We start from the raw sequence: 14,398 nt of genomic DNA, 5'->3' as shown, positions 1-14,398 counted from the left end.
TAGCCTGTTACTTTCGAGTGGTTACTGCTCCGGCTCCGCCAGCAGGGTGGCGCGGATCACCTGCTTCCATTCGTGCAACATGCGCTTTGCCATCTCGTCGTCGCTCATGATGGCAAAGCGGACGGATGCGCCGATCAGATGGCTGAACAGCTGCGTGCGCGCCTCGAGGTCGATGCGGCTTCCAGCCGGCAGAAAAGGCCGAATGCTGTCCAGGAAAATTTCGGCGACACGATTGCTGTGTTGAATGTTGAGCTGAAGGATATCCCTGTCGATGTCCGTACCTAGCCAGACGCCGAGATAGGCGGGGTCGCTGCGAAACTCGCGATAATACCAATCGATCATGGTGCAGACGAGCTCGATGGCGTGATCGAGCGATGTCACGAAGGCAAAAGCCTCTCCCACCTTTAGCCTGATGCGGCTGGAATGCCGTTCGAGCAAGGCACGGACGATCGCCGCCTTGTCCGGAAAATACTGATAGACGGAGCCGATCGGGATCGCGGCAACCGCAGCCAGCTCGGTCATCTTCATTGCGCTCACCCCCTTCTCGGCGATCAGCGCGGCCGCGACCGACAGAATGGCATCGACACGCTGGATGCTTCGCTCCTGCTGTGGCCTCTTTCGGAACGTAATGCGGTCGGGACTATCCGGATTCATGCTCTTCCCGTTTCATTCTCACACTGAACGGCGCTCAAGCGCGCAGACGCTATGACACCAGACGCGTTCAATGCGCGTAAACGGGAAAAGCTCAATTTTAATCATCACTTAGGAGCCGTAATCGGACTCCGGAAAACGAGGCCGAAACATGGTTTCGCCCTCGTAACCAACCGATCGCCGACACGTCGACATCGGCGATTTGTGTCGTTCTAGGACACGTATTTCTTCAAGAATTCCACCGTCCTTCCCCAGGCGAGATCGGCTGCCTTCTTGTCGTAACGGGCGGCCGACGTGTCATTGTTGAAAGCATGATTGACGCCTTCATAGACGAAGATTTCGAAGGTCTTACCGCCTGCCTGCAGCTCCTTGCGATAGGCATCGATACCGGCGTTGATACGATCGTCGAGGCCGGCATAGTGTAGCAATAGGGCCGCCTTGATTTTCGGAACCTCGCCCGCGGGCGGCTGCGCGCCGTAATAGGCAACGCCTGCCTTCAGCTCCGGCGAGATGGTCGCAAAACGGTTGACTAGGCCACCACCCCAGCAGAAGCCGACGGCACCGACCTTGCCGTTGGCGCCATCCGTCTTTGCGAGGTAAGTCAGGCTCGCTTCGGCATTGGCGGCCGTCAATGCCGGATCGAGATTGGTGAACATGTCGCGTGCCTTGTCCTCATCCTCGGGCGTGCCGCCGAGCGGAGACAAGAAATCCGGCGCCAGCGCCACGAAACCTTCCAGCGCCACGCGGCGGGCGACATCGCGGATATGCGGGTTGAGGCCTCGGTTCTCGTGGATGACGATGACACCACCGAGCTTGCCGGCCGCATCTTTCGGGCGGGCGAGATACCCCTTCATCTCGCCCTTGCTGCCGGCAAAGGTCACGTCCTTCGTTTCCAGCCTGCTGTCATCGGCGGCAATGATCTCGGCACTCGCCTTGTTGGCAGCGAGCAGCGGCGCGATGGCAGCGGCGGCCCCGGCCGAGCCAGCAAGCTTGGTCAGCTTTTCCATGAAACCCCGACGATCGAGCGTCAGATGCGTATATTCGTCATAGGCGTTGATCATCGCCTGCGTCACAACGGGCTTTTCCGTGCTCATGGTCCTGTTCTCCCTGTTTCCCCGGCAGCAGGCAACAAACGACCGGCCACCCGCTGACAAGATAGGTCAGCGGATCTCACCGCAATGGGAAAGGAAAAACACAAACGCGTTACCGCAGGTTGCGGCTGCGGTCGTCATCCTGCATCAGGAGAAGGTGAGCCAGATGCCGAGCCAGCCCCACATGCAGACCAGGGCTGCAAAACCAAGGGCGAAGAGCGGACTCCGATAGCGCAGATCGTTGCTGGTCACATGCACGAAGGCATGAGCGTAGCGTGCCGCGACAAAAATCCAGGCGAGGATCACGGCCGCCAGATTATCGGCCTGTGTGGTGTAGAGTACGATGCAGCAGGCATGGAAGAGCAAGGGAAGTTCGAACTGATTGGCGAGGCTGTTTCGCACTACCAAGCTTTCCGCTGGCTCATCGGCTGCATGATTTTCGCGGAATTGCTCTGGCTGAATGCGGCCAGCCTTCACCAGCACACGGCGGCGCCATCCCAGGAGCGCATAGAGGATGAAAACCAGTACCGCATGCGCCACCATGGGCCAGAACATTTCATAGCCTGTCACGCGGCCAACTCCTTTGGAACTTCCGAAAGCTATACAGTAGATCTGAAATGCTACAGCGACCTTTGCGCGTCGCATATGACGCGCGGCACTGTAGTCGATCAGGACGGTTTGGAACTGTCGCGCGATAGGTAGCGAAAAATCGCAAAACGGACCAGCAGAATCACTGTCACAACCAGCGTCAGAAATTTCAGCCTGATGATGATGGGCAGGAGGGTCGCAAGCAGCGTTACCGTGGCATCGGAGGGCATTGCCGGCGGATAGAGCATCAGGCCGGCGATATTCTCAGCATAATCGACAAGCGTATAAAAGATCGGCAGGCAGAAAATGACCGTGGTCCCACCCGGTGGGATCGGCCGGCCGAAGAAAAAACCGCCGGGGCCGACCAGCCGCATCAGGCAAAACAGCAACCCGCCCAGCACCAGCGGGAAGATCAGCTCCGGCCCGAGATACATGGAATGCAGGATCGCGGCCGGATCGGGATGCTCCCGGAGATAGCGCAGCATGGCGATGACATCTTCGCTCTCATAGCCGCCGATGCGCACATCAAGCATCGACTGGCCGGCTGCGGCATCGCTGAAGGCTCTGGCGAAGCCGGCATAAATCCAGGCGAAGAGTGCCAGCGAAAGGGCCGCAAGGATCGCCGCCAGGCCCTGTAAGGACCTGGCGTTGCCCGAAGCGCGATCTGCCATCAATCAGCCGCCTGCGCCCGGATAGTTCGGGCTTTCGCGGGTGATCGTGACGTCATGGGCATGGCTTTCGCGCAGGCCCGCGCCGGAGATGCGCACGAAGGTCGCGCGCTCCTGGAAATCCTTGAGGTCGGCACCGCCGACATAGCCCATGGCCGCTTTGAGGCCGCCTGCGAGCTGATGCAGCACGCCGGAGACTGGCCCCTTATAGGGAACCTGGCCTTCGATGCCTTCCGGCACGAGCTTCAGCGTGTCGCGGACCTCGGCCTGGAAGTAGCGGTCGGCCGAGCCGCGCGCCATGGCGCCGACGGAGCCCATGCCGCGATAGGCCTTGAAGGAGCGGCCCTGGTAGAGATAGACCTCGCCCGGGCTTTCATCCGTACCGGCAAGCAGCGAGCCGATCATCGCTGCGGAAGCGCCGGCGGCGATCGCCTTTGCCAGGTCGCCGGAGAACTTGATGCCGCCATCGGCGATGACGGGAATGTTCTGAGCCTGCGCAGCCTCGACCGCCGACATGATGGCTGCGAGCTGCGGCACACCAACACCAGCGACGATGCGGGTCGTGCAGATGGAGCCGGGGCCGATACCGACCTTGACGGCATCCGCGCCGGCATCGATCAACGCCCGCGTGCCGTCATAGGTGGCGACATTGCCGGCCATGATGCGGACGGAGTTGGACAGCTTCTTGACGCGGGTGACGGCATCGAGAACACGCTGCGAGTGGCCATGGGCGGTATCTACGACCAGAAGGTCGACGCCGGCCTCAATCAGGCGTTCGGCACGTTCGAAACCGTCATCGCCGACGCTGATGGCGGCGGCAGCGCGCAGGCGGCCCTGGGCATCCTTCGAAGCGTTCGGGTTCAGCTGCGACTTCTCGATATCCTTGACGGTGATCAAACCGACCAGACGGCTGTCAGCGTCAACGACAAGCAGCTTTTCGATGCGGTGCTTGTGCAGCAGGCGCTTGGCTTCCTGTTGCTGGACGCTTTCTGCGACCGTGACCAGATTTTCGCGGGTCATCAGCTCGAAGATCTTCTGGGAGGGGTCGGAGGCGAAGCGGACGTCGCGATTGGTGAGGATGCCGACGAGGCGGTGCGACTTTTCGACGACCGGGATTCCGGAAATGCCGTGGGCCTTCATCAGAGCAAGCGCTTCGGCAAGCGCGGCGTCGGGGCCGATGGTGACCGGATTGACCACCATGCCGCTTTCGAACTTCTTGACCTGGCGGACCTCTTCGGCCTGCTGCACCGGTGTCAGATTGCGGTGGATAACACCCATGCCGCCGGCTTGGGCCATGGCGATCGCAAGACGGCTTTCCGTGACCGTATCCATGGCGGCGGAGAGGATCGGCAGGTTGAGCTCGATGTCCTGGGCGATGCGGGTGGCGATATTCGTCTGGCCCGGCATGACCTCCGAGTGTCCCGGCTGCAGGAGCACGTCGTCGAATGTGAGGGCATCCAACCCGGTTGACGTTTCAATAATGCGTGCCATGGCCAATTCCTTCGTCTGTGAAAAACAGGAAAGCCCGGAACGAATCGTCTACCGGGCGATCTTGCAAGTGTTGCTTGGAAGTTGGCGAGGGCTGGTAACACGTTCATGACAGGAAGGGAATAGCAAAAAGCGAGGGGCAGATATGCTAAGCCTTGGCTTCAGCGCGGGATTCGGCTGCAATGTTCAGAGATTTTTACGCTAGATGTTGGCGTGGCCATCGACAAAGGCCTCGATGAAGCGGACCCGGTTATTCGGCTCCACGTCATCGTCAGGCGCTTCCGACAGGGGCAACGGCGGCAGTCTATTCCGGGAAATTGTGCCATGACATAAGGTATCACGGTCGGCCGGACGCAGGAGCCCTTGGGCCTGCTGGTTAAAGAAATGGTCTTTCAATGCTCAAAAGCCCGGTTACGTGCGAAGTTCGCTACCGCATCGATCACCATAGAATTTCGGAATTCGAAGCTTACAGCCGGATTTGGATCGAGCTCATCGAACGCCATGGCGGAACGCATCACGGCTACTTCATACCCAGAGACAAGCCGGCGGAGGCGGGAGTGAGCTTTCCGGGCATAGGTGAAGAAGGCCCCGGCGACATAGCGGTCGCACTATTTACATTTCCAGATGAGACAACCTACCTGCAATACCGCGAGCGTGTTGCAGCCGATCCGGACGGAATTGCCGCAAACGAACGCTTCGGAAAGAATCCGCCATTCGTCAGCTACGAGCGAACTTTCCTGCGGCCGATGCGACGGGCAAAGACTTAGACAGAGGTGACACTCATGGGTTTCTGGATAGCAAGCGTCGCGGGATTGGCGATCGCCTATCTCTTGGGCTCCATACCCACGGGCTATCTGGCGGGGAGATTGCTCAAGGGCGTTGATATTCGGGAACTCGGTTCCAAATCGACTGGCGCAACGAACGTATTGCGGACCCTTGGGAAGTGGCCAGCCTTGGTGGTGCTCCTGGTCGATGTGCTGAAAGGAGCCGCGGCAATCGTCTTTGCCCGTTGGTTCTATCCTTGGCTCCAAACATTGCCATCCATATCGCCGCCGATTGCGCTTGATCAGCAAAACTTCGTTTTGTGGGCGGTTTGCTTAGCGGGACTCGCAGTCTTGCTGGGGCATAGCCGCCCGATCTGGCTGAATTTTAAGGGCGGCAAATCCGTCGCAACGGGACTTGGCCTGTTGCTGGCGATAGCCTGGCCGGTGGGATTAGGTGCAGTGACCGTTTTTGGCATTACGCTGGCTATTTTTCGGATTGTTTCTCTCGGCTCAATCCTGGCAGCTTTGACGGCGATTGCCCTTGTCTGCGGCTTGGAGCAGCCGTTGCCATATCGATTGCTGGTGATTGCGGGTAGCCTTTATGTGATCGTGCGCCATCGTATGAATATTCAGCGACTGCTGGCAGGAACGGAACCTCGTCTCGGGCGAAGTGCCGTGGTCCGGAATTGAATGCGCGGAGCTTTTGCGAATTTCGGTTGTGACCTGGAGCCGGTTTTGCCATGCTGAAATGCCTCTCGGATGCACCATTGATCGGTAGAGGAATGCCACATGAAGACAGTCACAGCCGGCGTTCTGGAAATCGCTTATCGGGAAAGCGGGCCGCCCGACGGCCAGCCGGTGATCCTTCTGCACGGCTTTCCGTATGACATTCATTCTTATGACCAAGTGGCCGAGCGACTCGCTGGAGATGGATGGCATTGCTTCGTGCCGTTCCTGCGTGGATTCGGCTCGACGCGATTCCTTTCCGACGAAACCTTCCGGTCAGGAGAGCAAGCCGCTCTCGGTTCGGACCTTCTGGCTTTCATGGACGCGCTTGGTATTTCTTCGGCGACGCTTGGCGGCTATGATTGGGGTGGCCGGGCAGCCTGTATTGTCGCTGCCCTTTGGCCCGAGCGTGTTCGCGGTTTGGTAAGCTGCGGGACGGGATACAACATCCAGAACATCACCGCCGCCGGCCAACCCGCGTCGCCCGAAGAGGAATATCGCTATTGGTATCAATATTACTTCCATTCGGAGCGTGGCCGAAGAGGACTGAGCGAGAAACGCTGCGAGCTTTGCCGTTTCATCTGGAAGCTATGGTCTCCCACATGGAGTTTTGTTGACGCAACTTACGAACAGAGCTTTGCGGCATTTGAAAATCCGGATTTTGTGGATGTCGTCATTCATTCCTATCGACATCGGTTCGGCGGTACTCCCGGAGATCCAGAGCTGCAGTCCATAGAGGCAGAACTAGCCAAGCAACCTGATATCGTCGTGCCAACCTTTGTTCTGCAAGGTGCCGACGACGGTGTCGATCCACCTGATGCAATCGACCATGCCGCGCCGCATTTCAAGGCCGCGTTTTACCAACGACGTATTATTGCAGGGGTTGGACACAATCTGCCGCAGGAGGCGCCTGCTGCTTTTGCAGGCGCCATCCGTGCCGTTACGCATCAAGATAATGGTCTCTTTCGCGACCGTTCTTGAGCTTACATCCCGCCATCAAGTCGCTGTCTTCAAACATCGAACTGGTAGCTTTTCGGAATGTAGCGAAAACCTTCCGACTGTTTTTCGACGAAGCCAACGGCGGGGAAAGGCATGTGGAAGCCGAGGAAGGGAATGCGGTCGGCGGCGATCATATCGAAGATGCGGCGGCGGGTTTTCGCGGCCTGCGCCTTGTCCGCATCGAAGCGGACTTCCCAATCCGGGCGGCCGAGCGACAGGACATAATGGTTGGCGGTATCGCCGGTCATGACAAGTTGGCTACCGCCGGATTCCAGGTGGAAGACGAGATGGCCGGGCGTGTGGCCGGGCGCCAGCATGGCGGTCATGCCGCTGACGATCTGGTCGCCATCCCTAAGGAAGGTCATCTTTTCGGCGAAGGGCACGACATTGGCGAGGACGGCCTTATGGCCGCCTTCCGCCGGTGTTCCCTCACGCGCCGTATCGGTCCAGAACCCATATTCGATCTCGCCGGCAACGTAGCGAGCATTCGGAAAGGCCGGGCCATCCTCCTCCATCAATCCATTGATATGATCGCCGTGCAGATGCGTGAGAGCGACGACCGTGACCTGCTCAGGCGTGTAGCCGACCGCCTTCAGCCCTTCGCGAAAGCGGCCGAGGCCACGAGCGCGACCGGCGGCACCAAAGCCGGTATCGACGACGATCACGTCGGAGCCGGTGTCGATGATGGCGGGCGCATAGCTGTTGACGAATTTTTCCGTCGGCAGGAAATTCTGCTCCAGCAGTTTGCGAACGGTGTCCGGCGTCTGGTTCGAGCCGAAAGTCTCCCAGGGGTTGTCTATGATGTTAGCGCCGTCCTTGACGACGGTGACGATGCAGGATCCCAATTTGAACCGATGCGTATCCGGGGGCAGGACGGCAGTCATGAACTCACTCCTTATGTTGATGCGCAGCGTAAGCTGCGCCTATCGCAGCCTCCGGTGACGGCGGCCTGGAAGTTGCGCGTCTACGACCGAAAATTTGGTCATGACAACACAATCCAAATCCGCTAATAGACCGGACGACGTTTTATGCGTTTAGCATTTCCATGCTCTTAGCATATGTCAAATCCTGCGTCCCACCCGATGCGGCAGTGGATATCACGAAGACGTGATCCCCAAGCGCTGATGGAGCAAAATCCAGGATTGGCAGCAGCCTCGCATAGGACTACAGAGCGGCTGATCGCACCCTGAGCGGCGGCTTTCCGAAGACAGACCTATCAAGGCGGATGCCCATGAATCGCATCGTTCCATTGATCCTCGCCGTAGCCCTTTTCATGGAACAGATGGATTCCACCGTCATCGCGACAGCGCTGCCGGCCATCGCCAATGATCTGCATGTCGGCCCGATCACGCTCAAGCTGGCGCTGACCTCCTACATGGTGTCGCTGGCCGTCTTCATCCCGATCAGCGGCTGGATGGCGGATCGCTTCGGCGCGAAGAACATTTTCCGAGTGGCCATCTGTGTCTTCGTCATCGGCTCCATCATGTGCGCCTTCTCGGGCGGCCTCCTGGAATTCGTCTTCGCCCGCTTCCTGCAGGGTGTCGGCGGCTCGATGATGACGCCGGTCGGGCGGCTCGTACTGGTTCGCACCACGCAAAAGAGCGATCTCGTTTCGGCCATGGCGCTGCTTTCGATTCCAGCGCTCGTCGGCCCGCTTGCCGGTCCTCCGCTCGGCGGTTTCATCACCACCTATGCCTCCTGGCACTGGATCTTCCTGATCAACGTGCCCGTCGGCATCCTCGGCGTGATCTTGGCGTCAATCTTCCTGCCCGATGTGGAAGCGACAATGCCGCCGAAGCTCGATGTCATCGGTTTCCTGCTGACCTCTTTCGCCGCATCCGGCATAGTCTTCGGCATGTCCGTCATCAGCCTGCCGGCCCTGCCGCCCTATATCGGCATCTCCGCCGTCGTCATCGGCTTCGTCTGCGGCTTTCTCTATATCGGCCATGCGCGCCGTCACACAGCCCCGATCCTCGATCTCACGCTGCTGAAGAACGCCACCTTCCGCGCCTCGGTCACCGGCGGCACGCTGTTCCGCATCTGCATCGGCGCCATGCCCTTCCTGACACCCTTGATGCTGCAGCTCGGCTTCGGCCTGAATCCATTCCAGTCCGGCCTCATCACCTTTGCCGGTGCCATCGGCGCGATCTCGACGAAATTCATCGCCCGCCGGGTCTTTACCGCCGTCGGCTTCAAGACAGCGCTGCTTTCGGCCGCGGCCATCACCACCCTGACGACGATCTGCACGGGCTTCTTCCAGCCCTGGACGCCGCACCTCATCATTGTCGGCATCCTGCTGATCGGCGGCTTCTCGCGCTCCTTCTTCTTCACCGGCATCAATGCGCTCGCCTTCGCCGATATCAACGACAAGCAGGCAAGCCAGGCGACATCGATGAGCTCCGTCATGCAGCAGATCAGCCTGGCGCTCGGTGTCGCCGTCGCCGCCATGATCCTGGAAACCTCGACCTTCTTCAGCGGAACGGAACTGCAGGTCCGCGATTTCCATATCGCCTTCTTCTGCATCTCGGTTCTGACCGTACTTGCGACCATCCCCTTCATCCGGATGGATCGCAGTGCCGGTGCCATGGTCTCCGGCCATAAGGCCGGTCTCAAGCGCGTCGCCGCCCTTCAGCCGCAGGTGCAGCAGCCGGCCGCAAAATGACAACACGATCCCTACGCTTGGGCAAAGCCGTAGCGTAATCGAGATCTCGCCGATTCATGGATCGAGAGCCGCCGAACTCAACGCACGGCGGCGGCTTCCGCCTCTTCTGTCTCGCCTTCCGGCTTCCGGCCCTTGAAGCCCTTCGCCAGCAGGAACATTTCCACCGACTCGGCTCTGGATGCGCCGGGCTTCACATGGATGACCTGACGGAAATTCTGCTTCAGGAAGGTCAAGAGGTCACGCTCGGTACCCCCCTGGAAGGTCTTGGCAAGGAAATGGCCACCTTCGGCCAGCACCTCGACGGCGAAATGCGCAGCCACTTCGCAAAGATGCATCGTGCGCAGATGGTCGGTGCGGTGATGGCCCGTCGTCGGCGCCGCCATATCGGATATCACGAGATCCGGCGTGCCGCCGACGGCATCGATCAGCCGCTGCGGCGCTGTCGGATCGAGGAAATCGAGCTGCAGGATACTGACGCCGGGTATCGGCGCCATTTCGAGGAAATCGATGGCGGCGACGCGGATATCCTCCTCCGTCGAGTCGGTCACCTTGGCGGCGATCTGTGACCAGCTGCCCGGAGCGGCACCCAGATCGATGATGCGTCGCGCGCCCTTGAGGATCTGATGCTTCTCGTCGATCTCCAGCAGCTTGAAAGCGGCGCGGGCACGATAGCCTTCCAGCTGGGCGCGCTGCACATAGGGATCGTTGATATGGCGCTGCAGCCACTGCCGCGACGAGGCCTTCAGCTTCTTTTTCTTGACGCGCTGACCGAGTTTGCGGCCCGTGCGGTTGCCGGCGATGGTTGGCTTGGTCACGTCTGCGGCCCCTTCATATCCCTCGGTCGATGACCCCGGCGCGAGCGGCCTCGCCGCCAAACGCCGTCGTCTGCCATCATGTCGGTCAGCAGTCCCTCGCGCAGGCCGCGATCAGCAACGCGCATGCGCGGGCTCGGCCAGCGGCGGCGGATCGCCTCTAGAATGGCGCAACCCGCCAGTACCAGATCGGCACGATCCGGCCCGATGCAGGGATTGGCGGCGCGGCCGGCAAAATCCCAGGACAGGAGCTTCGCCTGCATCGCACTCACTTCATCATCCGACAGCCAGACGCCATCGACCCGGCGCCGATCGTAGCGCGGCAGATCAAGATGGACGCCTGCAAGCGTTGTCACCGTGCCTGAAGTCCCGATCAGGTGGAAGTCGCCGCTGTCACGTGCGGCGCCATGAACCGGCGGGCAATCGAAACGCTCGAGCATGCGCTGAACCTCACATACCATCGTCTCGAACAGCTCCGGCGTTACATCGCGACCGCCATGCCGCTCGGAGAGCGTGACGACACCGACGGGCAGCGAGGTCCAATGGGTGATGTGATTGGCCAGGCGGCTGGAGCGATTCTCGCCGATGCGGATGACGGCAATTTCCGAAGAGCCGCCGCCAATATCGAACAGCACGACCGAGCGCGCTTCCGGCCCCACAAGAGACGAGCAACCGGAAACGGCAAGCCGTGCCTCGGTTTCGCGGTCGATGATTTCGAGCTGCAATCCGGTCTCTTCGGTCACCCTTGCTAGAAACGCTTCGCCGTTGTCAGCGGCGCGGCAGGCCTCGGTCGCGATCAGCCGCATGCGCCGGATCTCGCGGGTCTTCAGCTTGGCCGCGCAGATGCGCAGCGCTTCCACGGCGCGGTCCATGGCATCGCTGGAGAGGCGGCCACTGGCGCCGAGCCCTTCGCCAAGACGCACGATGCGGGAAAATGCATCAACCACTCGGAACTGACCCGGACGTGTCGGCTGCGCGATCAGCAGACGGCAATTGTTGGTGCCGAGATCGAGAGCGGCATAGAGATCGAGCGGACGGGAATCAGCCTCGGCATAATGATGCTGCCCCTGGCCTTCACGTCGCGGCTGAGGCTGCCGGTTCTGACGGTGATCGTCGTGGGTCGGAGCGTGGACATTCGCCTGCGTATTCGCTGGAGCGACGATCTGCGCCGTCTTCTCATGCACGAGAGGCCGACCCTGCAGGCCGCGCTTGCTGCGATGCTTGCGCCGATTCTTGCCGCTCTTATGCGAGGAGGGATGGCCATGCTCAGGCGAAGCGCGATGCTCCGCCTGTGATGAAAACTGCTGTGTTGACGAAGAAGGCTGCGCGCCACCCTGGGCTGCGCCGCGTGCACGGCGGCGGCGCTTGCGCTTTCTAGCCGGCGAGCCGGCCTCATCCTCTGCTGGGCGCTGCGTCACCTGGCTGGATTTACCTGCCTGGCTAGCCTCCGCAGAATGAGCGTTCGGGCGGCCATGACCGCGCTTACGCTTCGCGCGCCGGGAGGATTTACCCTTCCTGCGCTCTGCTGCCGGCGCCCCGTCTGCCTGCGGCGCTAGGCCGCTTTCGGGGTCACTCACGTATCTTTTCCACCGCACCGCGCAAGGCCTTGGGGGCATGCTGCTGGCGCTCGTTCGATTTTCGTTGGGCAAACAATACCAGCAGGATGGGTTTTCGCCAAATTCTTTTTGAATCACGCCATTTTAGTCGCACCGGAAACAGCCCTCAGGCGATGAGGTGCGCCCTGACATCAGCTGCAAGTTGCTGCATCCGATCGATCGGCGCGTGACCGATCAGCATAAAGGCGTGTGTGGCGCTCGACCAATAGACGACATTCATGCCGCGACGATTTTCCATGTCCGGCGCGGCCATACCCCTGGTGGACTGAACGATGCAGAGCGCCATCGGGCCGCTTTCCGGATCGAGATAGGCGATCTGGGCGAGTGGCTTGCTGTCATAGTTCAGGATCTGAGCACGCTTGAACTCTATGCCCGGCATGGCAATCGCCTCGGGCGCCAGCGGCAGATCCAACTTGACACCGACCTCATTCAACTGCGCGACCTGCTGCGCATGGTCTCCGGCCGGAGCACTCAGTGTATCCGCCGTATAGAGCGAAAGATATTCCGCCACGACGGCACGCCATTCGGCATCCTCGTCCGGCTTCGAAAGCTTACGGCCGATGTCGATCACAGCGCGGTCGATGGCGATGGCGGCTACGAAACTCGCAGCCATTGCGGCCAGGAAACCGCGGCGGCCAATGCCAGCGGCGCGGACCTTGCTTTCCTTTGACGAGGGAATGGCGGCAAGCATGGCATCCAGCTTCGCAGCCGGCGCCTCGGCGAGCATCGGCTGAAACGCTTCAGAAAAGGGCAGCGTGCTGCGCGACAAAAAATCGAAACGCTCCGCCACGTGCTCGTCGCTGGCGATTAGCCCCTCGATCCTATCGCGGTCGGCAGCATCCAGCTCGCCATCGATGAAGGCGGTGAGCTGTTCGTCCGTAACCATCTGTCCTTTGTTCAATTCACTCATTTCCATTCCCCAGTCGCCCACCTCCGGATGCATTTCCGTCAGCCGCCAGCCCCATGCCATCAGCGAGCTTCGCCCGCGCTGCCGCCAATCGGCTCATGACGGTTCCGATCGGCACATCGAGAATTTCAGCCACTTCACGATAGGAAAGCCCCTCGACATAGGCCAGGAACACGGCAGTGCGCTGTGCTTCCGGCAATGCCTGCACGCGCTGCAAGACCTGCCCGGCGAGAACACGCGTTTCGGTTTCCTGTGCGCCGTCAAATACGAGCGTCTCGTCGGCATCGACGAAGCCCTGCCCCATACGCACACGGCGCGAACGAACCTCGTTCAGCCAGATCGAATGAAGGATGGCAAACAGCCAGCGGTCGAGCCTCGTGCCGGCGGTGAACTGCGCCGCCCGCTCCAAAGCTCTGACGCAGGTCGCCTGCACAAGATCATCCGCCACGTCGCGCTGGCGCGACAGCACCACGCCATAGCGCCACAGCCGCGTCAGGTGCTGGGACAGGCCTGCCCTGATATCCTCTTCGCTCGCTATGACATCCTCCGCGGCATTCGCAGGTCCGGAAGCCGCCGACCTTTTCGGCGGCTCCGTTGCTGTCAGACTATAAGCAGAAATAGCACCACGAGCGACCGGCATCACTCCCATATCTCTCGCAAAGCTCCCTGCTTGCCGTCTTTATCACTGACCCGGACCTGCGATCACAGGCTGGACGGATTCCTGATCGCGGCGTGGAGATCGCGATACTCCTCGCAGCTCGTATTGCCGCAGAGCGTCTTGATCGTGTTCAGCTGTTCCTTGGCGAGGTCCATCTGGCCCTTGATGACGTAGGCTTCGCCGAGATATTCACGAACCAGCGTGTACTTCGGATCCATGGCGACGGACTTCTGGTAATAGGAAATGCCTTCGTCCGTGCGGCCGAGCTTGCGGGTAACATAGCCGCGATAGTTCAGCGCTTCTGCCGTATTCGGGTTCTTCATCGTGTCGAGAACCGCCAGGGCTTCCTCGTAACGATGATCCTTCTTGGCGAGCGAATAGGCGTAGTCGGCGCGGTTTTCGTCGGTGACATTGGCGCTCTGCTGCTTGACGCACTTCTTCGCCTTCTGATCGTAGATCTCGCCCTTCTTGCAGGTCGGCGTCGTGCTGGAATCGTCGCCGGCGGCGAAGACGGGAACGGCGAAAGCGCCGACGGTCAGGCCTGCACCGAGGGCGATGGAAGCCAGGCGAAATGCTTTGGTCGTCATGGAATGTCTCCTTGGCAAAATGAACGTTGCGAGGGGAGAACACACCGTCTGCATATTTTATTCGAACGACTCGAGAATTTTTTCGACGCATCCTATGTCGAGACGCCGTCACTCTTTCGTGACTGCTCCGGCATCGAATAGACCACCTCTATCGCGTGTTTCAGCCGACATGCCCCTCAAG

15 protein-coding genes are annotated in these 14,398 nt (G+C 60.3%); 4 read left to right on the top strand and 11 right to left on the bottom strand.

Annotated features, from left to right (window positions below; all coding sequences use genetic code 11):
* Positions 1-21: 21 nt before the first annotated feature.
* The 5 genes from FBZ97_RS25325 to guaB form a co-directional block, all read right to left on the bottom strand.
* Positions 22-654 carry a TetR/AcrR family transcriptional regulator gene (locus FBZ97_RS25325; protein ID WP_145322569.1) on the bottom strand — a complete coding sequence of 211 codons (633 nt, stop codon included), beginning with the start codon at positions 652-654 and terminating at the stop codon, positions 22-24.
* Between the two features lie 209 nt (positions 655-863).
* On the bottom strand, positions 864-1,745 hold the full coding sequence (locus tag FBZ97_RS25320; RefSeq protein WP_145322567.1) for a dienelactone hydrolase family protein: 882 nt from the start codon (positions 1,743-1,745) through the stop codon (positions 864-866).
* Positions 1,746-1,889: 144 nt separating this feature from the next.
* Positions 1,890-2,312 (bottom strand): MAPEG family protein, encoded by a 423-nt coding sequence (locus FBZ97_RS25315; RefSeq protein WP_113353810.1) that lies wholly within the window; start codon positions 2,310-2,312, stop codon positions 1,890-1,892.
* Positions 2,313-2,410: 98 nt separating this feature from the next.
* Positions 2,411-3,001, bottom strand: coding sequence for a hypothetical protein (locus tag FBZ97_RS25310; RefSeq protein ID WP_145322565.1), 591 nt, complete (start codon positions 2,999-3,001; stop codon positions 2,411-2,413).
* A gap of 3 nt (positions 3,002-3,004) precedes the next feature.
* A complete protein-coding gene (guaB, locus tag FBZ97_RS25305; protein ID WP_145322563.1) occupies positions 3,005-4,489 on the bottom strand; it encodes an IMP dehydrogenase in 1,485 nt (494 codons plus the stop codon).
* Positions 4,490-4,881: 392 nt separating this feature from the next.
* Here guaB and FBZ97_RS25300 point away from each other — a divergent pair, with 392 nt between their 5' ends.
* The 3 genes from FBZ97_RS25300 (at position 4,882) to FBZ97_RS25290 (ending at position 6,957) form a co-directional block, all read left to right on the top strand.
* Positions 4,882-5,253 carry an NIPSNAP family protein gene (locus FBZ97_RS25300; protein WP_113353807.1) on the top strand — a complete coding sequence of 124 codons (372 nt, stop codon included), beginning with the start codon at positions 4,882-4,884 and terminating at the stop codon, positions 5,251-5,253.
* Positions 5,254-5,268: 15 nt separating this feature from the next.
* The gene (gene plsY, locus FBZ97_RS25295) at positions 5,269-5,940 is read left to right on the top strand and encodes a glycerol-3-phosphate 1-O-acyltransferase PlsY (protein WP_145322561.1); all 672 of its coding nucleotides are present in this window, start codon (positions 5,269-5,271) and stop codon (positions 5,938-5,940) included.
* 99 nt (positions 5,941-6,039) lie between these two features.
* Positions 6,040-6,957, top strand: coding sequence for an alpha/beta hydrolase (locus tag FBZ97_RS25290; protein WP_145322560.1), 918 nt, complete (start codon positions 6,040-6,042; stop codon positions 6,955-6,957).
* A 29-nt stretch (positions 6,958-6,986) separates the two neighbouring features.
* Here FBZ97_RS25290 and FBZ97_RS25285 read toward each other — a convergent pair whose 3' ends face one another.
* Positions 6,987-7,859 carry an MBL fold metallo-hydrolase gene (locus FBZ97_RS25285; protein WP_145322558.1) on the bottom strand — a complete coding sequence of 291 codons (873 nt, stop codon included), beginning with the start codon at positions 7,857-7,859 and terminating at the stop codon, positions 6,987-6,989.
* 347 nt (positions 7,860-8,206) lie between these two features.
* Between FBZ97_RS25285 and FBZ97_RS25280 the strand changes: the two genes are divergently transcribed.
* Positions 8,207-9,637 carry an MFS transporter gene (locus tag FBZ97_RS25280; protein ID WP_145322556.1) on the top strand — a complete coding sequence of 477 codons (1,431 nt, stop codon included), beginning with the start codon at positions 8,207-8,209 and terminating at the stop codon, positions 9,635-9,637.
* Between the two features lie 77 nt (positions 9,638-9,714).
* Here the strand turns inward: FBZ97_RS25280 and FBZ97_RS25275 are convergent, their stop codons facing one another.
* From FBZ97_RS25275 to FBZ97_RS25255, 5 genes are all read right to left on the bottom strand, one after another.
* Positions 9,715-10,452, bottom strand: coding sequence for an RlmE family RNA methyltransferase (locus FBZ97_RS25275; protein ID WP_145322554.1), 738 nt, complete (start codon positions 10,450-10,452; stop codon positions 9,715-9,717).
* Complete coding sequence (locus FBZ97_RS25270; protein ID WP_145322553.1) at positions 10,449-12,026, bottom strand: Ppx/GppA phosphatase family protein; 1,578 nt, start codon at positions 12,024-12,026, stop codon at positions 10,449-10,451. The genes FBZ97_RS25275 and FBZ97_RS25270 overlap by 4 nt, the downstream gene beginning before the upstream one ends.
* A gap of 145 nt (positions 12,027-12,171) precedes the next feature.
* Positions 12,172-12,975, bottom strand: coding sequence for an anti-sigma factor (locus FBZ97_RS25265; RefSeq protein WP_246661841.1), 804 nt, complete (start codon positions 12,973-12,975; stop codon positions 12,172-12,174).
* Positions 12,968-13,612, bottom strand: a complete 645-nt coding sequence (locus FBZ97_RS25260) for an RNA polymerase sigma factor (protein WP_145322551.1) — start codon at positions 13,610-13,612, stop codon at positions 12,968-12,970. The genes FBZ97_RS25265 and FBZ97_RS25260 overlap by 8 nt, the downstream gene beginning before the upstream one ends.
* 62 nt (positions 13,613-13,674) lie before the next feature.
* Positions 13,675-14,217, bottom strand: a complete 543-nt coding sequence (locus FBZ97_RS25255) for a hypothetical protein (protein WP_145322549.1) — start codon at positions 14,215-14,217, stop codon at positions 13,675-13,677.
* Positions 14,218-14,398 lie beyond the last annotated feature (181 nt).

Origin of the sequence: Rhizobium sp. ERR 942, from assembly GCF_007828395.1 — a bacterium.
In the GTDB taxonomy this organism is placed as follows: Bacteria; Pseudomonadota; Alphaproteobacteria; order Rhizobiales; family Rhizobiaceae; genus Rhizobium; species Rhizobium dioscoreae.
The sequence above is the reverse complement of the archived record's forward strand: the minus strand, read 5'-3'. Positions and strand labels throughout refer to the sequence as shown.